The organism is Thiomicrolovo immobilis, from assembly GCF_039645955.1.
Lineage (GTDB): Bacteria > Campylobacterota > Campylobacteria > Campylobacterales > Sulfurimonadaceae > Thiomicrolovo > Thiomicrolovo diazotrophicus.
In genome coordinates this window covers 552533-572486 of the sequence record NZ_CP147916.1, presented here as the reverse complement: position 1 = coordinate 572486, position 19954 = coordinate 552533, and the positions used below count along the sequence as shown (strand labels likewise).

19 protein-coding genes are annotated in these 19954 nt (G+C 56.2%); 6 read left to right on the top strand and 13 right to left on the bottom strand.

What is annotated here, in order from left to right; all coding sequences use genetic code 11:
• Positions 1-26 precede the first annotated feature (26 nt).
• Positions 27-1049: an agmatine deiminase family protein gene (locus WCX72_RS02930; RefSeq protein ID WP_345970782.1), complete on the top strand. Its 1023-nt coding sequence runs from the start codon at positions 27-29 to the stop codon at positions 1047-1049.
• Here WCX72_RS02930 and WCX72_RS02925 read toward each other — a convergent pair.
• Positions 1027-1176, bottom strand: coding sequence for a hypothetical protein (locus WCX72_RS02925; RefSeq protein WP_345970781.1), 150 nt, complete (start codon positions 1174-1176; stop codon positions 1027-1029). The genes WCX72_RS02930 and WCX72_RS02925 overlap by 23 nt on opposite strands.
• A gap of 107 nt (positions 1177-1283) precedes the next feature.
• Here WCX72_RS02925 and WCX72_RS02920 point away from each other — a divergent pair, with 107 nt between their 5' ends.
• Positions 1284-3305 (top strand): TonB-dependent receptor, encoded by a 2022-nt coding sequence (locus WCX72_RS02920; protein WP_345970780.1) that lies wholly within the window; start codon positions 1284-1286, stop codon positions 3303-3305.
• 360 nt (positions 3306-3665) lie between these two features.
• Here WCX72_RS02920 and mgtE read toward each other — a convergent pair whose 3' ends face one another.
• Positions 3666-5012: a magnesium transporter gene (gene mgtE / locus WCX72_RS02915; protein WP_345970779.1), complete on the bottom strand. Its 1347-nt coding sequence runs from the start codon at positions 5010-5012 to the stop codon at positions 3666-3668.
• Positions 4996-6210, bottom strand: coding sequence for a peptidoglycan DD-metalloendopeptidase family protein (locus WCX72_RS02910; protein WP_345970778.1), 1215 nt, complete (start codon positions 6208-6210; stop codon positions 4996-4998). The genes mgtE and WCX72_RS02910 overlap by 17 nt, the downstream gene beginning before the upstream one ends.
• A 130-nt stretch (positions 6211-6340) precedes the next feature.
• Here WCX72_RS02910 and WCX72_RS02905 point away from each other — a divergent pair, with 130 nt between their 5' ends.
• The 3 genes from WCX72_RS02905 to WCX72_RS02895 all read left to right on the top strand — a co-directional run bounded on the left by WCX72_RS02905 (position 6341) and on the right by WCX72_RS02895 (position 9476).
• Positions 6341-7150 (top strand): plasminogen-binding N-terminal domain-containing protein, encoded by an 810-nt coding sequence (locus tag WCX72_RS02905; protein WP_345970777.1) that lies wholly within the window; start codon positions 6341-6343, stop codon positions 7148-7150.
• Positions 7147-8532, top strand: a complete 1386-nt coding sequence (locus WCX72_RS02900; protein ID WP_345970776.1) for an FAD-linked oxidase C-terminal domain-containing protein — start codon at positions 7147-7149, stop codon at positions 8530-8532. The genes WCX72_RS02905 and WCX72_RS02900 overlap by 4 nt, the downstream gene beginning before the upstream one ends.
• 62 nt (positions 8533-8594) lie before the next feature.
• Positions 8595-9476 (top strand): YihY family inner membrane protein, encoded by an 882-nt coding sequence (locus WCX72_RS02895; RefSeq protein ID WP_345970775.1) that lies wholly within the window; start codon positions 8595-8597, stop codon positions 9474-9476.
• Here the strand turns inward: WCX72_RS02895 and WCX72_RS02890 are convergent.
• The 9 genes from WCX72_RS02890 to WCX72_RS02850 form a co-directional block, all read right to left on the bottom strand.
• Complete coding sequence (locus WCX72_RS02890; protein ID WP_345970774.1) at positions 9381-10583, bottom strand: ComEC/Rec2 family competence protein; 1203 nt, start codon at positions 10581-10583, stop codon at positions 9381-9383. The two genes, WCX72_RS02895 and WCX72_RS02890, sit on opposite strands and share 96 nt — an antisense overlap.
• A 128-nt stretch (positions 10584-10711) precedes the next feature.
• Positions 10712-12154: a replicative DNA helicase gene (locus WCX72_RS02885; protein ID WP_345970773.1), complete on the bottom strand. Its 1443-nt coding sequence runs from the start codon at positions 12152-12154 to the stop codon at positions 10712-10714.
• Positions 12154-13215, bottom strand: a complete 1062-nt coding sequence (gene ispG / locus WCX72_RS02880) for a flavodoxin-dependent (E)-4-hydroxy-3-methylbut-2-enyl-diphosphate synthase (RefSeq protein ID WP_345970772.1) — start codon at positions 13213-13215, stop codon at positions 12154-12156. The genes WCX72_RS02885 and ispG overlap by 1 nt, the downstream gene beginning before the upstream one ends.
• 61 nt (positions 13216-13276) lie before the next feature.
• Positions 13277-15112, bottom strand: coding sequence for a primosomal protein N' (locus WCX72_RS02875; protein ID WP_345970771.1), 1836 nt, complete (start codon positions 15110-15112; stop codon positions 13277-13279).
• A gap of 49 nt (positions 15113-15161) precedes the next feature.
• Positions 15162-15611 (bottom strand): type II secretion system protein, encoded by a 450-nt coding sequence (locus tag WCX72_RS02870; RefSeq protein ID WP_345970770.1) that lies wholly within the window; start codon positions 15609-15611, stop codon positions 15162-15164.
• A complete protein-coding gene (locus WCX72_RS02865; protein WP_345970769.1) occupies positions 15601-16056 on the bottom strand; it encodes a prepilin-type N-terminal cleavage/methylation domain-containing protein in 456 nt (151 codons plus the stop codon). The genes WCX72_RS02870 and WCX72_RS02865 overlap by 11 nt, the downstream gene beginning before the upstream one ends.
• Before the next feature lie 169 nt (positions 16057-16225).
• Complete coding sequence (locus WCX72_RS02860) at positions 16226-16708, bottom strand: prepilin-type N-terminal cleavage/methylation domain-containing protein (RefSeq protein ID WP_345970768.1); 483 nt, start codon at positions 16706-16708, stop codon at positions 16226-16228.
• A gap of 89 nt (positions 16709-16797) precedes the next feature.
• Positions 16798-17022: a hypothetical protein gene (locus tag WCX72_RS02855; protein WP_345970767.1), complete on the bottom strand. Its 225-nt coding sequence runs from the start codon at positions 17020-17022 to the stop codon at positions 16798-16800.
• 21 nt (positions 17023-17043) lie between these two features.
• Positions 17044-17256 (bottom strand): hypothetical protein, encoded by a 213-nt coding sequence (locus tag WCX72_RS02850; RefSeq protein ID WP_345970765.1) that lies wholly within the window; start codon positions 17254-17256, stop codon positions 17044-17046.
• Positions 17257-17376: 120 nt separating this feature from the next.
• Here WCX72_RS02850 and uvrB point away from each other — a divergent pair, with 120 nt between their 5' ends.
• Entirely contained in the window at positions 17377-19350 is a 1974-nt protein-coding gene (gene uvrB / locus WCX72_RS02845) for an excinuclease ABC subunit UvrB (protein WP_345970763.1), read from the top strand.
• Here the strand turns inward: uvrB and WCX72_RS02840 are convergent.
• Positions 19347-19910, bottom strand: a complete 564-nt coding sequence (locus WCX72_RS02840; RefSeq protein WP_345970762.1) for a DedA family protein — start codon at positions 19908-19910, stop codon at positions 19347-19349. The two genes, uvrB and WCX72_RS02840, sit on opposite strands and share 4 nt — an antisense overlap.
• Between the last annotated feature and the right edge of the window lie 44 nt (positions 19911-19954).

The following is a 19954-nucleotide window of genomic DNA, read 5'->3' as shown; positions in this document are numbered from 1 at the left end:
ATAAATTGAATATAGCGAGCCCAGCAGTGCCCCAGCCGAAACGTCTCCCCGCCGAGTTTGAACCCCAGTCCTTCGTCCAGCTGATCTTTCCCCACGCCGACAGCGACTGGGCCCCCTATCTGGACGAAGCGTGCCGCACGTTTGCCCGCATCGCCGAAGCCGTCTCCCGCTATCAGCCCTGCCTGATCGTCTGCGACGACATTGCCCGCGTTCAGCGTTACGTCGCTCCGGGAGCCAACCGCTGTTTCATAGCGTACAAGACCGACGACACCTGGGCCCGCGACTGCAGCGGCATTACCATCGAAACGGAGGGGGGGTGCCTGATCCAGGACTTCACCTTTACCGGGTGGGGCGGCAAGTTCGAAGCGGCCAGGGACAGCGCCATGACCGCCGCGATCGCCGGATGCTACGGCGCTCCCACAACTTCGCACCGTTTCATTCTCGAAGGGGGCGGGATCGAGAGCAACGGTGAAGGGCTGCTGCTCGTCACCGAAGAGTGTCTGCTCAACCCCAACCGCAACAGCGCACTGACAAGCCGTGCGGAGATCGAAGCCGTCCTAACCGAGACCCTGGGAGTGAAACGGACTCTCTGGCTCACCTCGGGCTACCTTGCCGGGGACGATACCGACAGCCACATCGACACCCTCGCCCGTTTCTGCGACGCCGACACCATCTGCTACGTCCAATGCACGGATGCCGCCGACGAGCACTACGAAGCCCTTCAGAAGATGGAGCGGGAGCTCCACGCGTTGCGCGACGACCATGGCGAGCCCTTCACCCTCGTTCCCCTGCCGATGACCGAGGCGATCCATTTTGAGGGCGAACGGCTGCCGGCGACCTACGCGAACTTCCTTATCATCAACGGCGCCGTCCTCGTCCCGGTCTACAACGACCCCCACGACGACGAAGCCCTGGCCGTTTTCAGAACGCTCTTCCCGGGCCGGGAAGTCATCGGCATCGACTGCAGCGTCCTCATCCGCCAGCACGGTTCGCTGCACTGCGTGACGATGCAGTTCCCCGCCTGCGTTACTCTGCGCTGCCCTGCATAACGGCTTCGACCTTCTCCGGCGTCACCTCCTGCTCCGTGAAGAGCAGGGAAAAGCCCTGAAAAAGAAAGAAGGCCGACCCGGCGAGCAGCAGCACGATTTTGATGATCTGTTTCGTTTTGTCATTCATGGGCGCCATTGTAACGCATCCTCCGAGAAGCGATAAAAATTTAACAGACTCCTAACACTTTTGCTCTACTATTGACGGTTTTGAATGCAAATGAATGAAGGACAAGAATGAAGAAAACAGTATTGGTTTCGCTGGCCGCGGCCGCACTGCTGGCCAATGACGCGGCAGAGAACAACGCCACGGACGGCGACGTCGCGACACTCGGCAGCATCGTCGTCGAAAGCTCATCGCTCAGCGATGTCAACACCGAAGAGATCAAATCCGCCGACACCGCGGAAGCGCTGGCCAAACAGGTGCCGAGCATCACCCTGGTACGCCGCAGCGGTATCGCCAACGATATCATCCTGCGCGGGCAGAAGCGCGACAATATCAACGTCATCGTCGACGGCGGCAAGATCTACGGCGCCTGCCCCAACCGTATGGACCCGCCGACCTCTCATGTCATCACGAACAACATCTCCTCGATCAGCATCATCGAAGGGCCTTATGACGTCGAACACGCCGGCACGCTCAGCGGCCTCGTGACCGTCGACACCATCCAACCGGACAAAGGGGTGCACGGCAACTTCAACGCCGGAATCGGCAGCTTCGGCTATTCCAAAGTCGCCGGTACCCTCACAGGCGGGAACGATACGGTCCGCGCGCTGATCGGCGTCTCGGGCGAATGGAGCGGCCAGTACGAGGACGGCAGCGGCAATACCTTCGCCGACCAGATCGACAATGCCGTCGCCGCGGGCACCGCCAAAGCCCCGAATGCCTACCTGCCCTCCGAACGCGACCGCAGCGCCTATGCGAAACGCTCCGTGATGGCAAAGCTCTTTGTCAACCTGGCCGAGAACCAGGAGCTCCGCTTCGGCTATACCGGCAACCGCAGCGACGGCGTCCTCTACCCCAACTCCGGGATGGATGCCCGCTACGACAATTCGGACCTCTACAACGTCCAGTACGTGGCCACGGATCTGACAAGCTGGTCCAAGGAGCTCCGCGCAACCTACTACTACTCCTACGTCGACCACCCGATGTGGACCGAATGGCGCAAATCCTCCATGATGATGGGAACGATGACCAACCACCTCACTTCCACGATCCAGGGGGCGACGCTCAAAAACACCACGGCCCTTTCAGACACATTGGACCTGACCCTCGGCCTCGACGGCAGCCTGCGCAACTGGGACGGTGCTTATGACATGAACGGCACCTATATGGGCCCAAGCATCAACGATGCCGACACCCGCAACGTCGCATTCTTCGCCGAACTGGAAAAACGCTATACCGATGCAGCCTACAAGCTGGGACTGCGTTACGACGACACGGCCATCACCTCGGGGAATCCCTCCCTGCAGGACAACGACTACACCTCCGTCGGCCTCAACCTCTTTGCCGACTACTCCCTGACGGAGAGCCTCGGCCTCTTCGGCGGGATCGGTATGGCCTCCCGCGTCCCGGACGCCCGCGAGCTCTATTTCCAAAAAAGTGGCAGTATCGTCGGTACGCCCGATCTTGATCAGACGACGAACTACGAAGCCGACCTGGGGATGACGAACACCTACAGCAATTTCAACCTGAAGACGCGTCTCTTTTACAGCCGCCTGAAAAACTACATCTACTACAACGCCACGCCGACGATCACGCAGAACAAGTTCGAGAACATCGATGCCACGATCTGGGGTGCCGAAATCGCCGGGACATGGTTTGCCAGCGATACCCTCTACCTCGACTTCGGTGCGGCATACCAGTACGGCAAAAAGGACAGTGCGCTCAGAGACCAGAACGGTACCAACCTCGCCGACATCCCGCCGCTCAAAGGCCACCTGGCGCTCAACTGGAACTATCATGATGACAGCCTGGCGACCATCGAAGGTGTCGCCGCGCACCAGTGGGACCGGTACGACGCGCAGAACGGTGAACAGGCCATCGGCGCCTGGGCGGTCATGAACCTCAAGATCGATCACCGCATCAACCGCAACTTCGGTCTGATCGCCGGTATCGACAACGTGTTCAACGCTACTTACGCCGTTTCGAACACCTACAAAGACCTGACACTGCTTAGCCTCGATCCCGCCGGGGATGTCATGCTGCTGAACGAACCGGGCCGCTACTTCTACGCCAACGTTTCATATAAATTCTAACGCCGCAGGAGCAAAACAAGGGTACCGTTCGCATCGCGATGTTTCCTTGAAAGCCCCTCCGGCTACGCTGACGCTGTGTCCGCTTCAGCAGCGGGCTCATACCCCAAGGGCACTTCCTCCGGGGCGCGTGCAGTCAACCGCACTTCATTTATTTTTACAAACTGTAAAAGCGACCCTTCGCCTCGCGATATTTACTTGAAAAGCTCGGCTACTTCGCTGACGCTATGCCTGCTTTAGCAATGGACTCATGCCATAAATGTACTACCTCGGGGGCATGCATCTATGGCGCTCTTCCGCACCGTCAAATATCAATGATCTTATAGAAATGTTTACGAGGGAGCCAAACCCTTCAATGAAAAATCAAAGAAGGATAATCTTGGCGAGGCCGAGGAAGCTGAAGAAGCCGAAGACGTCCGTCGCCGTCGTCAGCAAAACGGTCGAGCCGACCGCCGGGTCGATGTTGAGCCGCTTGAGCAGCAGGGGGATGGACGCGCCGAAAAAGCCGGCAATAAAGAGGTTGATGATCATCGCCATCCCGATGACCACCCCCAGCAGCGGCAGCTGGAACCAGGCCCAGGCGATCAGCCCCATAATCAGGGCAAAGAGCAGTCCGTTGAGCAGCGCAACGGCAATCTCCTTGTAGAGCGCCGATTTGGCATTGCCGAACTCGATGTCCCCCAGCGCCATCTGGCGTACCATAACCGTCAGGGTCTGCGTGCCCGCATTGCCCCCCATCGACGCGACAATGGGCATCAGAATCGCCAGCGGGACATAGGCGGCGATCGTCGCATCGAAGAGGCCGATGACCACCGAAGCGAGGATGGCCGTCAGGAGGTTGACAAATAGCCAGCTTGCGCGGTTTTTGAAAACCCCTTTAATATCCTCTTCCTGCTCGACCTCGTCGTTGACCCCGGCGAGGTTATAGATCTGCTCGGTGGCGCGCTCTTCGATGACGTCGAAGATATCATCCGAAGTGATCCGCCCGACAAGCCGGCTGTCATGGTCGACGACCGGCAGCACGGCGAAGTCGTACTGTTCGAAGATCGTCGCTACTTCGTCGATGTCATCGGTCGCTTCGACCGACCGGAACTCTTTGGGTCCCATCTGCGCACGGAACGTCTGTTCGAAGTCCATCAGGATCATATCTTCCAGTGCAAGCGTCGCAACCAGACGGTGCTCGTCATTGACGATGTAGAGCTGGTGGACGTTCTCCAGTTCGCCCTCTTCTTTCAGGCGTTTGAGCCGAGCGATCGCATCGCGTACCGTCTCGTCAAGGGTCGCTTCGAAGAGCTCCGTCTGCATCCATGCCCCGGCCTGGTCATCTTCGTAGCTGCGGATCTTGTCGATATCTTCGCGGTCTTCCTCGTCGAGCTTTTCGTAAACGGCCTCGGACTTATCCTCGTCGAAATCGACGATATCTTCGATCAGCTCTGCGGCGTCATCCGAATCCAGACCCTCGACTGCTTCAGCGAGCTCTTCGCTGGAGTAACACTCGATCGCCTCCTCTTTGAGCTTTTCGGGCAGTTCGAGCAGGACCTCTCCCCGGACATCCTGAGGGATCCGGCCGAGCATTCCCCGGAAATCCTCGGGGTTCTCCTGGTGAACGTTTTTAAGCAGGTAAGCGATCTCGCTGGCATGGGGAAGATGTTCCGTCTTGGCCAGCAGGAACTGCTCGAAGGCGTGCTTGATCTCACTGATGTGTTTCATTGATCTTCCCCCCTTTCAGCGGACGGCAGCTTTCGGGATCGATATAGCAGGCGTTATCGATCGTCTCTACTTTCACGGCCTCCGTCGGATGCGCAAGTACTTCCTCGACCTGGGTATCAAGACTTGCCATCCGGCCTTTGAAGGCTTTAAGTGCTTTACCGCCGAGCTGTTTCGTTGTCACCTGGACTACCCGTGCCGGATTGATCGCCCGGCCATTCTTATAGAGGCCGAAATGGAGGTGCGGTCCGGTCGAAAGCCCCGTACTGCCCACATAGCCGATCACCTGCCCCTGTTTGACGCGCATGCCGCTATGAATGCCGCGTCTGAACGCCTTCTGGTGGGCATACAGCGTCACATACCCGTCGCTGTGACGGATCTTGATCAGCTTCCCATACCCCCGGGTGCGTCCTGCAAAAATGACCGTACCGCTGCCGGCGGCCACGATCGGCGTGCCACGGGGGGCGGCATAGTCCACCCCGAGATGCGCGCGGTAACGTTTGAGGATGGGATGGTAGCGCCGCAGCGTGAACCCGGAACTCACCCGGCCGTTTCGAACGGGTCTGGAGAGCAGGAATCCCTCTACCTGGCGCCCTTTTTCATCATAATAGCGCTCATCGCTGTTGAGGTAGACCGAGTGCCGTTTCCCCCGCATTTCGATCATACCGACCTTCAGCTCCGGCATGCCGAAGGGGCTTCCGAGGCGGTACTTCTGCGTATAGACCATCACCAGCCGGTCCCCTTTGCGCAGATCCCGGCGGAAGTTCAGGGAGTTTTTGAAGCCCGCAACGAAGGCATGCGCCAATGAGCGGGAGCCTGTCGCTTTGAGTATGTCGTAATAGGGGGAGTTTTCGATGGAGAGCGTGATCGACTCCTGCTTGGTCGACGCAATCACCGGGATCGCTTCGAAGGCAAAGGTGCTCGCTTTGCGGTAGAGATGCAGCTGCAGTTCGTCGGAGACGGGGATGAGCACCTGTTCGATCGTGCCATTGCTATCATGCATCACCTGATAGGGCATGCCGGTGCGAAGTTCCTCCGTCAGCTTCTGATCGTCGCTGTCGATATCGTAATAAAGCGCCTGCGGAAGATGGAGGCGCTCCAAGAACATCAGATAGCTCTCACCCTCGCTCCATTTGTACGTTTCCACCGACGACGCCAACAACACCAGGGGCGCCAAAAGCAGCCAAAAGACCCGAACCAAATCTCACCTCCATCCAACGGATGTGAAAGGGTAGCAGATTCGTCCTAAAGCCCAGCTCTAAAGGGTATAAAGAGCCCATTTATCAAGGCTAGGCTATAATTTTTTCCCATTTAGATTGCCAAGGTTTTCAGTGATAAAAGTCTTCTATATTCTTCCGTTATTTTTAGGGTTTCTTCATGCCGGCGCACTGCACCTCTCCCTCGAAAGCGTCTCCGCCGAGAACGAGACCGGTACGATCAAGACGGCGCGCGTCGAACCGGGTGTCAGCGGTTTTGTCGTCCGCCACTTCACACCGGAGCACAGTGCGATCATCGCCAATGCCGTCGCCGAGCAGTATGACGATGCAGCCGGTATTCTCACCGTCGCTTTTTCCGAATACAGCGGTCTGCAGCAAAACTCCCTGCCCCGCGGCGAGTGGCAGCCCCATGCGGGGGACGAGGTCATCCTCGCCTTCGCCTACACCCGCGGCGTGCTGATCGCCCCGACGCGTGCCGCCTACTTCAAGTTGACGGAACAGCTCGGCAGTGTCGACTGGATGCATCCCGATACTCTGGCGACCTACCTCTCTTACCGGGGACATCCGACGCCGCTCAAGGAAGACCTGGCCGGCTTCTGCACCGTCGCCACGACGGGCCTGCTCTTTCTCTACCTGGATGACACCCTCTTCACCCTGGACTGCCAGAGCCTGAGCCTGCTGCAGATGACCGAGGCGGGGCTTAGCTACGACAAGCCGCAGCTCCCTTTCTACACCCGGGTCGAAGAGATCGATGCCAACTGGTTCGGCAGCGGCAGCGGCAGGCTCGATGCCTATGAACCCCACTACCTCGAACTGCTCGTTGAAAACAACCCGCACTCGCAGAAACTATACGACTTTATTCAGTCACATCCAAGCGCCGATAAGCAATTATTAGACGAATTTGACCTGAAGGGCCAGCCATGATCGATCCCAAGCACCTGCAGCACTTTGCCGCCGTTGTCGGCGACGACAACATCTACAGCGACAAAGCGCATCTTCTCGCCTACTCTTACGATGCGACCCGCGAACGTTTCGAACCCGATGCCGTCCTCTTCCCGCGCCATGAGCAGGACGTCAGCGACATCCTGCGCTACTGCGACGAACACGGCATTGTCATCGTTCCACGCGGCGCGGGCAGCGGCTTCACCGGCGGGGCCCTTCCGAGCCACGGCGGGATCGTCCTCGCCTTTGAAAAACATATGAACAAGATCCTCGAGATCGACATGCAGAACATGGTCGCCGTCGTCCAGCCCGGGGTCATCAACATGGACCTGCAGCGCGCCGTCGAAGAGGTCGGACTCTTCTACCCACCGGACCCGGCCAGCCAGGACTATTCCACCATCGGCGGCAACGTCTCTGAGAACGCCGGCGGCATGCGCGCGGCCAAATACGGCATCACCAAGGACTATGTCATGGCCATCCGTGCCGTACTGCCCAACGGCGACGTCGTCAAGGCGGGCAAACGAACCATCAAGGATGTCGCGGGCTACAACATCGCCGGGATCCTGATCGCCTCGGAGGGAACCCTCGCCGTCACGACGGAAGTGACCCTCAAGCTGATCGCCAAACCGAAAATGACGAAGACGGCGATGGGGGTTTTTCCCTCCGTCACCGAAGCGATGGAAGCGGTCTACAAAACGATGGCCTCGGGCGTCACGCCGGTGGCGATGGAGTTCCTCGACAACCTCACCATCCGTGCCGTCGAACAGACCTTCAGCAAAGGGCTGCCCGTCGACGCGGGCGCCATCCTCGTCACCGATGTCGACGGCAATCTCGAACCCGACCTGGATTTCCAGCTCGCCCAGATCGAAAAGGTTTTCCGCGAGAACGGCTGTTCGGACTTCGTCATTGCCAAGGACAAGGCCGAAGCGGCAGATCTCTGGTTTGCGCGCCGCAACGCCAGCCAGTCCCTCGCCGTCTACGGCAGTAAGAAACTCAACGAGGACGTCACTGTCCCCCGTTCCGCCCTGCCGGGACTGCTCGAGAAATTCTACGCCATCGCCGAGAAATACGACATCAACATCCCCTGCTTCGGCCACACGGGCGACGGCAACGTCCACACCAACGTCATGGTCGACGGCAAGGACCCCGAACAGGTCAAAATCGGCTACAAAGCAATCGAGGAGGTTTTCCAGGCCACCATCGATATGGGCGGGACGCTGAGCGGCGAACACGGCATCGGCCTGGCGAAGGCCCCCTACATGGGCATGGCCTTCACCGACGAGGAGATGAATCTCTTCAAGGCGATCAAAAAAGCCTTCGACCCCAACAATATCCTCAACCCGAACAAAATGGGGCTCGACTAAACCGCCTCTCCCGGTGACCCCCTGCACCGCTTCCGTAAAGTGCTTTGTGCTACAATTTTCGTATGCAAGAGAACATCCACCGCTACTCCTGGAAACGCTTCAGGCGGCACGCCCGCTACTACTGGAACCAGCTCCTTGACTCCGAGCTGACCTACTACGCTTCAAGCCTCAGTTTCTACACGATCTTCACCGTCATACCGCTACTGATGATCATTCTCTCCATCGCGGTAACGATGCCGAGTTTCCAGGAGTATTACGCGGATCTGAAGACCTTTCTCATCGAGAACCTTCTGCCCGTACAGTCCGAACAGATCTCCCAGTATATCGACGAGTTTCTCAGTAACGCCGTCAAGCTCAGCGTCGTCGGTTCCGTGATGATCGTCGTCGCCTCCATGCTCTTTTTCGAGAACTACGAGTACATCGTCAACAAGGTCTTCCATACCAAGCGCCGTTCCATCTGGCAATCCGTCACGACCTACTGGACCCTGGTGACATTAAGCCCGATCGCCTTCGGTCTCTCCATCTACCTCTCGACCCGGGCCGCCGCCGTACTCGGCGAATACGGGGCGACGGCATGGTTCAACCTGGTGAGCATCTTCCCCTACATCATCGTCTGGATGCTCTTCTTCATCATCTACAAGATCTCGCCCAACACCAACGTCGACACTAAGGCCGCCTTTATCACCTCCTTTATCATCGCCGCCGTCTGGACGCTGGCCAAGAACGGTTTCGTCTACTACATCTTCTACAACAAGACCTATTCGACCGTTTACGGCTCCTTCTCGATCGTCCTCTTCACCTTCATCTGGATCTACACCTCGTGGATCATCTTCGTCTACGGCCTCAAGCTATGCTACCTGATAGACCGCTCCTACAAATACCGCCGCGGCCAGAAAGGGCAGGAGCATTTTGACCGTCTTGGATGGAAGCGCAAGCAGGCTTAGAACGCCCCAGGAGATCAGCAGCCACCACCCTGTCTCTACCCTGACGGCGGACACGGGCAATTCGAGGACCCGGACGATCGGTACATCAAGAAGACCTCCCGCACCGACTGCGTGCAGCAGCAGTGCCAACGGATAGAAGGGTATAAAGAGCATTGTCCAGAGGACGGAGAGCGGATGCAGGGTCGAGAAGGTGCCGAAAATCGCCAGCGCGATCGGCAGCATCATGAGGTAGACCCACACGTGCATCCCGACGAAGGTGAATATTTTGCCCCGGTCGGCGAAAGTGTGCAGAAAAAGAAAAATGTAGTAAACCCCCGCCACGGAGAGCCAGAACCCGACGGAAAAAAGCAGCCGCGGCCAGATGGCGATCAAAAGTACGGCGGCGATCATCAGGGATTGGAACGAGAGCAGCCGGAGGCCGCGGTCATAAAGAAAAAAACCGATGAGCATCATCGCGAAGGCACGTAACACGGAGGGCGGCAGCTGCAAAAAGAGGGCATAGCCCAACAGAATGATGGCCGTGACAGCGAACAGATCCCTGTGCGCGTTGCGCCAGGGAAACCAGCGCGACTGCAGGGCCCGGTAGGGAAAACGGAGCAGTGTAAAAAGAAGCACGCTGAGCAATCCCAGGTGAAAGCCACTGATCGCAAGCAGGTGGCTGATACCCAGCTGCCCCAGCGACGTTCGCAACGCGGGCGGCAACGGCGTTGCCGTAAAAAGCGCGGCAAAAAGCGTTCCGCTTCGTCCCTCGTCATGCTGAGCGGCGAACCACTCCCCCGCCCGAAACTTCCATTGCCGTTGCGGCATGACGGCATCGACAGCGCCATGGGCAAAAAAGCCGCTGAGATAGTGCCTGAAATCCAACCGGTCCGTTCGCAGCCAGACCCGTACCCCATACCCCTGCAGGTTCCGCAGGGCCGCCGGGGCCGTCATATAAAAGGAGGCACCCGCCTCGCTGCGCAGCTTCAGCACCTGATAGGTCCGCTCCGCCTTGCGTTTTTCATACTGCTGCTCGACGGTCGCAGAGATCACCGCATCGTCATAACGGGTCAGTCGCTTATAGGCGCGATACTCCCCGCCCAGGGAGAGAAGAAATACAACGGTCACGAAACCCAGAAAAAGTGCAACTTCCCGTGGGGAGCTTAAAAGAGAAGGGGGCTCTAGTTTCATATAGAATAACTATTTTGGTTTATAGATATTCTATCAAAACTTTTTGAAGCGGGAGTGTCGGAGTATCAGATCGTCGGCATCGAAACCGTGCCGACGTCCATCTGAGCGCTCGACGTATCGACATTCTCGTAGACGATCTCCGTCGCGTTATAGGTCGGCATGTCGATAAAACGGGTCAGCCGCTTCTGGAAGAGCAGTTTGACATGGCCCGTCGGACCGTTACGCTGCTTGCCGATGATGATCTCAGCCTCTTCTTCCTCTTTTTCGACATAAGTAGGCGTAAACTCCTTACCCTCGGCCTTCGCCGCCTTTTCACGCTCTTTCTCCTCTTTGTAGAGGTAGACATCGTCGCGGTAGACGAAGAGAATGATGTCGGCATCCTGTTCGATGGAGCCGGATTCGCGGATATCGCTGAGCATCGGGCGCTTATCGTTGCGCGACTCCAGGCCGCGGTTGAGCTGGGAGAGTGCGACGATGGGCATCTCCAGCTCACGCGCCAGCATCTTCAGCCCCCGGGACATTTCGCTGACTTCCAGGTGGCGGTCCCGTGTTCCCGTGCCGCTCATGATCTGAAGGTAGTCGATGACGGCCATCTCGATCTCGGGGTGCTGCCCCTTGAGCTTGCGCAGGCGGGAGCGGAGCTGATTGATATTGACCGAACCCTGATCGTCGACGAAGAGTTTACTCGACTGCATCCGCTCGACCGCCTGGCCGAGTCTTGTCCACTCCTCGTCGTTCATATCCCCGACACGCAGTTTCTGCAGCGGTACGGAGGTATCGACGGAGAGCAGACGCAGCATAAGCTGCTCTGCCGGCATCTCCAGGGAGAAGAAAGCGACCCCTTTACCCTTTTTGAGCAGGTTCTGCACCATATTGAGCGCAAAGGAGGTCTTCCCCATCGCCGGACGCGCTGCGACGATGACGAGGTCCCCCTTGCCGAAGCCCGTCGTCATCTTGTTAAGTTCGGCGAACCCAGTATCGACGCCGACGAGCACGGAGTTGCCCCTCGCTTTCATCTCTTCGATGTAGCGCATCGTATCGATGGTGACCGACTCGGCGTCTTTGAAGTCGCTTGTCTGCGAATCCTGGGTGATCTCGTAGAGCTTTTTCTCGACCATGTCCACGACTTCGCTGCTGGGCCACTCCTCTTCGAGCGCGACCTTCTTAATCTCCGTCGTCAGGGTCAGCAGATGGCGCTTGAGGGATTTGTCCTTCAGCTCTTTGACGTAGGCCGCCGTGTTCGAGATCGGGTTGGCCGAGAGGATCTCGAGCATCACGTTCTCGTCGAACTTCTTCTTCGCATTGAGCTCTTTGCGGATAAACTCTTCGTCGATCGGCTCGTCCCGGCGGGAGAGGGAGACGATGGCGCCGTAGATATCCTGGTGGGCCGGCAGGTAGAAATCCTCGGACTTCAGAATCGCTTCGAGCTCCTCGAACTGGGAAGGTTCGAAGATAATCGAACTGAGGACGGCTTTTTCAAAGGCGAGGTTATAAAGTTTCTCTTCCATTATTCGTTCCCTCCCGCCATCTTTTCGACCTCGTCGACGAACTTGTCCACCAGCTCCTTCTCCTCCAGGCGCGCAACGACTTCGCCCTTCACCATCACCAGTCCGCTCCCCTTGCCGTAAGCGATCGCGACGTCGGCATGCTGCGCTTCACCGATGGCATTGACGACGCAGCCCATAACGGAGACGTTGAGCGGGGCCTTGATATGCTTGGTGCGCTTTTCGATCTCGTCCACCGCGCTCACCAGGTCCGCTTCGATCCGGCCGCAGGTCGGGCAGGAGATGATATTGAGCCCCTCCCCCGCCGCGCCGGAATCTTTGAGAATAGCGCGGCCGACGTTGATCTCCTCTTCGAGTTCGCCGGTAATGGAAACGCGCATGGTATCGCCTATCCCCTCCAGCAGCAGCGTGCCCAGACCGATGGCGCTCTTCACCGTCGCGTGGAACTTCGTACCCGCTTCGGTCACCCCAAGATGGAAAGGGTAATTGTTCTTCGAGCGCAGCAGGCGGTACGCCTCGACGGTACGCTGCACGTCGCTGGCCTTGAGGGAAACCTTGATATCCGTAAAACCGAGGTCCTCGAGAAATTTGATGTTGTACTCCGCCGAGGCGACCATCCCCTCTGCCGTCTGGCCGTACTTCGCATCGAACTGCTTCTCAAGGCTGCCCGCATTCACACCGATACGGATCGGGATGTTACGCTCCTGGCAGGCTTTGACAATATCCTTTACCCGGCTCTTTTCGCCGATGTTGCCCGGGTTGATGCGGATACAGTCGACGACTTCCGCCGCTACGAGGGCCAACTTATAGTTGAAATGGATGTCGGCGACAAGCGGCAAAGAGATCCTTTCCTTGATCGATCTGAGTGCCAGCGCATCTTCCATATCCGGGACGGCGACACGCACAATGTCGCACCCTGCGAAATGGAGGCGATTGATCTGCTCGACCGTCGCTTCGACGTCGCGGGTACGGCTGTAGGTCATCGACTGAACGGAAATAGGCGCATCCCCGCCGACGGGGACATTTCCGACATAAATCTGCTTGGTAGGATAGCGCTTAATCATAGAGGGATTTTAGCCAGATGGCCGTTAGTTTGAGCTTTTGAATCGATATTAGTGGTGCCCTTTACCCGAACTCGATGGGATCCATGTCGATCTCGGCCAGCGGCACCTTCGTCGTTTTGAGCGCCCGGATCAGATCGGTGCTCTTATCGGCGCGTAGCAGAATCTGGTAGCGGTATTTCCCCGCAATCTTTTCGATCGGTGCTTTGTCTGCACCGACGATCTCAACACTCCCAAATGCGCTGAGTCCCGTTTCCATCTGCCGCATCGCCGCTTCGGCGGTCTCGCTTTTTTTATGGGCAAACAGCACACGGCAGAGCTTCTTGTAGGGCGGGTACATCCCTTCCCGGAAGAGTTTCTCCTCCTCCAAAAAGCGCTCATAAGTGTCGACATAGGCGGAGAAGAACTCGGCATTGAAGGTCTGTACGATGACGCGTGCCGCCTTTTTGCGGCCGCTGCGCCCCGCGATTTGCAGCAGCAGAGAGAGGGCGCGCTCCCGTGCGCGGTAATCGCTGAGGCTAAGAAGGTTGTCCAGACCCAAAACAACCGCGAGCGTCACTGCATGGTAATCATGCCCCTTCGAGAGCATCTGCGTCCCGACAAGCAGATCAATCTCGTGTTCGTTAAAAGCGTGCAAAAGCTCTTTTAGCTTTTTCTGAGTTGTGATCTTGTCCCGGTCGAACTGCGCCACCCGCCACTGCGGCCGCTGCTCCTGGAAATATTCGACCGCTTCCGCCGTGCCCAGACGGGAACTGACAAGGTCGCCGGTTTGACATTCGGGACAGTGCTGGGGGATCGCTTCGGCGTAGCCGCAGTAATGGCAGCGCACCTGGCGGCGGTAGCGGTGCACGCTCATCCCGACACTGCAGAAGGGGCACTCGTAGGTGTAGCCGCAGCTGCTGCAGATGAGATATTTGAAGTTTGCCCGGGTCGGGATAAAAAGCATCGCCTGCTCTTTTTGGGCCACGACCGCCTCGATGGCCGATTCGATCTTCGGCGTGATCCCCTCGGCATGCGCCTCGAATTCGAAGCGTCGCTCGCTCTGGAAGTGCCCTCCTTTGAGCCGGTAGTGGGGGAATTTCACATAGGAGGTGAGCGAGGGGGTCGCACTGCCGAGCACGACCGGGACCTTGAGCAGTTTCCCGTAATAGATCGCCATATCGCGGGCATGGTAGCGCGGCCGCGATGAGGATTTATAGCTATCATCATGCTCCTCGTCGACAACGATCACGCCAAGATCATCGATCGGCAGGAAAAGTGCCGAGCGCGGACCGGCAATGATCCCCGCCTCTCCGCTACGAATCTTGATCAGTGCTTTCTCTTTCTGCCTCTTCGTCAGTTTCGAGTGCCACATCACCACGGCATCCCCGAAATGCGCCTCCAGGCGCTTCTGCATCTGCGGTGTCAGCGAGATTTCCGGCATGAGGAACAAAGAGCGTTTTCCCTGTGCGAGCATCTCTTCGAAGGATTTCATGTAGATCTCGGTCTTGCCCGAACCGGTATCGCCGAAAAGCAGGGAGACCGGATGCTCTTTCAGAAAACCAAACGCCTCTTCCTGGCGTTTCGAAAGTGTAATGGAACCGCACAACGTCTTACCCATTTCAACTGAGCAACCGTCATAGGGGACAAAGAGGCCCAGCGCTTCCCCCAGTGAACAAAAATAGTATTCGGAGATAAATCTTGCGAATTCGATCTGCCAATTTTTGAAATAGGCGCTTTGTAGTGCAGTGATCTTTTCGGTTTCAAAGGTAGGTCGATCCACCTGTTTCATTACGATACCGAGGCGTTTTCTCGACTGTAGCGATACCTCAACAACCTGACCCTGTTCCAAGGGTATTTCAGACGCGTAAGTCAGTGCAGCAAGCGGGGTGTTTAAAAGAGAGAGTTCGAAATAGGACATTGGCTATCGTGAAAGGAGAGAAAAAAGTTTCACGATGGCCGCAACGACATCAATTGCCGACAAGCCCGTCACAATAGTCCTGACCGGCAGTTGTGAGATTAAACGTACCGTTTGCAGGAGTATATGTAAAGCTGCAGTTTACATTACCAACCTGGTAAATATAATTCGGATCTGCTCCACGCCAATGGCCTCCGGCCGTCTTTGGCGTCACTGCATACATCAGGATTGTCCCCGTTCCGTTTCCGTCAAACAGTTTCCCGCTTGCAACGCCTGCACCGCTCAGCGAAGAGGGGTAGGACGTCTGCCCTCGCAGGAGGTATTGCTGACGTACAGAAATAATCCCGGAACGGATCGCAGCGACATCTGCCGCCCCTTTGGATATCTGGGCATCCTCTCTTGTCGCTGCGAACTTTGGAATGGCAATAGCCGCCAAAATCCCCAGTACGACAATAACAAAAACCAGTTCGATCATTGTAAATCCATATCTTTTAGCGTACAATGGTTCTTCCTTTCAATGGAATGGGAAATTTCCCTTCGTCAATAACGTCCTGCAACCCCTCGCAGAGACGGTCACTACTCCCATCTACATAGCTCAGCTCAATTTGCTCCACATTCCCGTCAGTGCTTTGATTGATATCAAGCATGACACAATTGGGAATAGTGCCCATGATGAAAGAGACATGCCGTGGTGATTCCGTTGCTTTTCCTGCAATCAGAAGGTTCTTGATGGCTCGTGACATATTCGACATCGTCGGATCAACTGCGCCCCTTGCCACAACATATGCAGCACATTCAAAGCTACCCGTCATGATATCTGTCGCCATTCTTGAAATCTCGGCATCATCCCTCGTCGCAGCCAATTTTGGAATCGCAATGACCGCTAATATACCCAACACGAGTATAACAAAAATCAATTCTATCATTGTAAAGGCAGTTCTCTTCATCGCAAACTCCTATATTTCTATTATACCACCAACTTTTATGAATTACATATAACGAAAGCATAAAGTGAACAGGCAATAACTGTTTCAGTGAGTATAATTTTGATTTTAACCAGATAGTTTGAAAAGAGGGATGTTTCCCGAGCATCTGCTCGAGAAGTATTTTTAGCTATTAGCGTACGACCTGTGATCCACCAATATCAAGCGGGCTACCAGTCACATAGGCTTGAATCGCCGGATCATCCCTGACACCATCACAAACAGTGCTTGCACCTGCTGCTGCAGTCGTTACTGTAATTTGAGAAGCATTTCCATCCAATGCAACTGTGACACAGGCAATAGTAGTGTCACACAGCAGTGCAGAGGTGCCAGCTAACACGGCAGCGGCTGCGAAAGGGGTAGGTGGAACCGTACAAGCTGTCTGTGCAGGAACACTCGAAATACCTGTATAGGGCTCCCCCATCATTCCATTTTGACCTAACGCAGTCCGCTTCGCGGTAATGTCGCCAATCAGCGTTCTTGCATTTCCAATGATTGACGAGATTTTCGCATCATCACGCGTTGCCGCAAGTTTCGGAATGGCGACTGCCGCCAAAATACCAAGAATAACGATAACGAAGATCAATTCGATCATTGTAAAACCAGCTCTTTTCATAAGAGACTCCTTAACTTAAGTTTTGGCCACACTCGTAACCTGATGTTATTATGTAATCTTCTTACTTATAGAAAGATTAATGGATTTGTTTATTTTTTACCGTCTACTGTTGCCAATATCGTTTCAAGTCTGCTTTCGAGCTCGAACAGCTCATAGTTTTTGCGCACATACGCCTGTAGCAGTATTTTCAGATCATTATTGGCATCAAGTTTAAAATCTTTATCGAGTTGTTCAAGTAAGAAATCCGCGAAAGCGTCGTCGAGGTCAATGTCGAAACGGCTGCGGTTGACGGTGAGGGAGACTTTTTTGCTCATACGCTTGCCGGGGCCTCCGGCTTATCCGAGAATACTCTCGATCTTGTTGACGATCTCTTCGATCTCGCGCTCTTTGGCTGCATTGTCCGCTTCGAGGCGTTCGATCTGGCCGCGGTAGGCTTCGTTTTGCGTCTGCTGGTTCATCAGGTCGTTTTTCAGGACCTCATTTTCCTCTTTGAGTGCCTGCAGCTGTGCCATAACCTGTGAAATTTTTCCGCCGAGTCTGTCAACCACGCTTTGTCCTTGCTGTTCCATAATTTCTCTGTCCTGTTTCTCACGTTTGTACGGCGGGAACGCTCCCTGCCGCGCTTGGCTATAATTCTATCACAAAGAGATAAGAGTAAAGGATGATGCATGGGTAGATTTGAAGTCGTCACCGAGTATGCACCGGCAGGAGACCAGCCCGGAGCGATTGACACCCTCTCCAAGAGCGTCCTCCAGGGGCACCGTTACCAGACCCTTGAAGGGGTAACCGGCAGCGGAAAGACCTATACGATGGCCAAGGTCATTGAAAAGACCCAGCTTCCGACGATCATCATGACCCATAACAAAACCCTCGCCGCTCAGCTCTACAGTGAATTCAAGGCCTTCTTTCCCAACAACCACGTCGAATACTTCATCAGCTACTACGACTACTATCAGCCCGAAGCCTACATTCCGCGCCAGGACCTCTTTATTGAAAAGGACAGTTCCATCAACGACGAGCTCGAACGCCTCCGCCTATCGGCCACAGCCAATCTGCTCAGCTACGACGACGTCATCGTCATCGCTTCCGTCTCCGCCAACTACGGTCTGGGGGATCCGGAGGAGTACGCCAAGATGGTCCAGATCCTCGAGGTCGGACAGGAGATCGGGCAGAAGGAGCTGCTCTTGCGGCTCGTCGAAATGGGCTACAGCCGCAACGACACCTACTTCGACAGCGGTCACCTGCGCGTCAGCGGCGACGTACTTGACATCTATCCGCCCTACCTCGAGGACGAGGCGATCCGGGTGGAGTTCTTCGGCGACGAGATCGAAGCCATCTACACCTTCGAGGTGATCGCCAACAAAAAGCTCGAGGAGAAAGAGAAGGTCACCGTCTATGCCACAAGCCAGTTCACCGTCGGGCAGGAGAAGCTCTCCCGGGCGGTGAAGACGATCGAGGATGAACTCGGCGAGCGGCTGGACAATCTGCTCGCCAACGAAAAGATCGTCGAGGCGCAGCGATTGAAGCAGCGCACCGAGTTCGACCTGGAGATGCTGGAGACCGTCGGCATGTGCAAGGGAATCGAGAACTACTCCCGCCACCTCACCGCAAAAAAGCCGGGCGAAGCCCCCTACACCCTGCTGGACTACTTCTCAATCAACCATGACAAGTATATGATCATCGTCGACGAGTCCCACGTCTCCCTGCCACAGTTCCGCGGGATGTACGCCGGCGACCGCAGCCGCAAAGAGGTGCTCGTCGAATACGGCTTCCGTCTCCCCAGCGCCCTGGACAACCGGCCGCTCAAGTACGAGGAATTTATCAACAAAGCGCCCCACTACCTTTTCGTCTCCGCCACCCCTGCCGAAGTAGAACTGGAGCTCAGCGCCGTCAAAGCCGAGCAGATCATCCGCCCGACGGGGCTGCTTGATCCGCAGATCGTCATCAAGGATTCGGACAACCAGGTCGAAGACCTCCACGACGAGATCAAAAAGACCGTCGAGAAGGGCGACCGTATTCTCGTCACGGTGCTGACCAAGAAGATGGCCGAGTCGCTCACCACCTACCTGGCCGACCTCGGCATCCAGGTGCAGTACATGCACTCCGATATCGATGCCATCGAACGCAACCAGATCATCCGCAGCCTGCGGCTGGGGGAGTTTGACGTTCTCATAGGGATCAACCTTCTGCGCGAGGGGCTGGACCTGCCGGAGGTGAGCCTCGTCGCCATCCTTGACGCCGACAAAGAGGGCTTCCTGCGCTCGGAAACCTCCCTGATCCAGACCATCGGCCGCGCGGCGCGGAATGCCGAAGGGCGCGTCGTCCTCTACGCCAAGAAGACCACGCGTTCCATGAAGGCCGCCATCGACACCACGACCCAGCGCCGCGAAAAACAGATGGCCTACAACGAGGCTCACGGCATCACGCCGACGACCGTCAAACGCAAGCTCGACGAAAACCTAAAGCTCGAAGAGACGGGCGAACTCTACAACAAACGCAAGAAAATGGAGAAGATGCCGGCCGCCGAACGTAAAAAGATCCTGGCCGAACTGAACCAGAAGATGAAAGAAGCAGCCAAGAAGCTGGAGTTTGAAGAGGCAGCACGTCTACGCGACGAGATCGCCAAGATCCGGCAGCTCTAAACCCGCTTCTTTGTTGCCCGGCTGAGGTAGAACCAAATAAGCCCGCCCAGCACAACGATGATGAGCGGCGCGATATAGGGACGTTCGACGATCGCCTCGTACACCCCCATGATCGGTTTGCCCGCAAGGTAGCTTCCCAGCCCGACGACCAGCGTCCAGAGCAGCGCCGCGAAAAAGTTGAGAACGGAGAAGCGCGTAAAGTCATATTTCGTGATACCAATGGCCAGCGGTATCAGCGTTTTGATGCCGTAGACAAACTTCTGCATGAAGATGATCCAGCTGCCGTGCTTTTTCATCAGCATATGCGACAGAGCCAGTTTGCGGCGGTGTTTATGAAAATAGTTCAACACCTCTTTTTTATGGTAGCGCGCCATGTAAAACAGCAGCGTATCCCCCAGGAAGTTTGAGACCATTGCAACGGCCAGAGCAGTGGCAAGATCCATCTTGCCCATGTAGGAGAGGACCCCGGCTGCCATCAGGCCGACAAAGCCGCCACCGAGCGAGTAGAGAAAAAGGGCAATATAGCCATACGTCGTCAGGTTGGAGAACATATCTTCCATATAGTGTCCGAAAAAGAAATTTGGGGGATTATACTCTAAAGAGG

Bases quoted from the DNA above. Each gene is read 5' to 3' on its own strand.
- WCX72_RS02925 (WP_345970781.1), bottom strand. From the start codon at position 1,176: ATGAATGACAAAACGAAACAGATCATCAAAATCGTGCTGCTGCTCGCC.
- WCX72_RS02920 (WP_345970780.1), top strand. From the start codon at position 1,284: ATGAAGAAAACAGTATTGGTTTCGCTGGCCGCGGCCGCACTGCTGGCC.
- mgtE (WP_345970779.1), bottom strand. From the start codon at position 5,012: ATGAAACACATCAGTGAGATCAAGCACGCCTTCGAGCAGTTCCTGCTG.
- WCX72_RS02900 (WP_345970776.1), top strand. From the start codon at position 7,147: ATGATCGATCCCAAGCACCTGCAGCACTTTGCCGCCGTTGTCGGCGAC.
- WCX72_RS02895 (WP_345970775.1), top strand. From the start codon at position 8,595: ATGCAAGAGAACATCCACCGCTACTCCTGGAAACGCTTCAGGCGGCAC.
- WCX72_RS02885 (WP_345970773.1), bottom strand. From the start codon at position 12,154: ATGGAAGAGAAACTTTATAACCTCGCCTTTGAAAAAGCCGTCCTCAGT.
- ispG (WP_345970772.1), bottom strand. From the start codon at position 13,215: ATGATTAAGCGCTATCCTACCAAGCAGATTTATGTCGGAAATGTCCCC.
- WCX72_RS02875 (WP_345970771.1), bottom strand. From the start codon at position 15,112: ATGTCCTATTTCGAACTCTCTCTTTTAAACACCCCGCTTGCTGCACTG.
- WCX72_RS02865 (WP_345970769.1), bottom strand. From the start codon at position 16,056: ATGAAGAGAACTGCCTTTACAATGATAGAATTGATTTTTGTTATACTC.
- WCX72_RS02860 (WP_345970768.1), bottom strand. From the start codon at position 16,708: ATGAAAAGAGCTGGTTTTACAATGATCGAATTGATCTTCGTTATCGTT.
- WCX72_RS02855 (WP_345970767.1), bottom strand. From the start codon at position 17,022: ATGAGCAAAAAAGTCTCCCTCACCGTCAACCGCAGCCGTTTCGACATT.
- uvrB (WP_345970763.1), top strand. From the start codon at position 17,377: ATGGGTAGATTTGAAGTCGTCACCGAGTATGCACCGGCAGGAGACCAG.
- WCX72_RS02840 (WP_345970762.1), bottom strand. From the start codon at position 19,910: ATGGAAGATATGTTCTCCAACCTGACGACGTATGGCTATATTGCCCTT.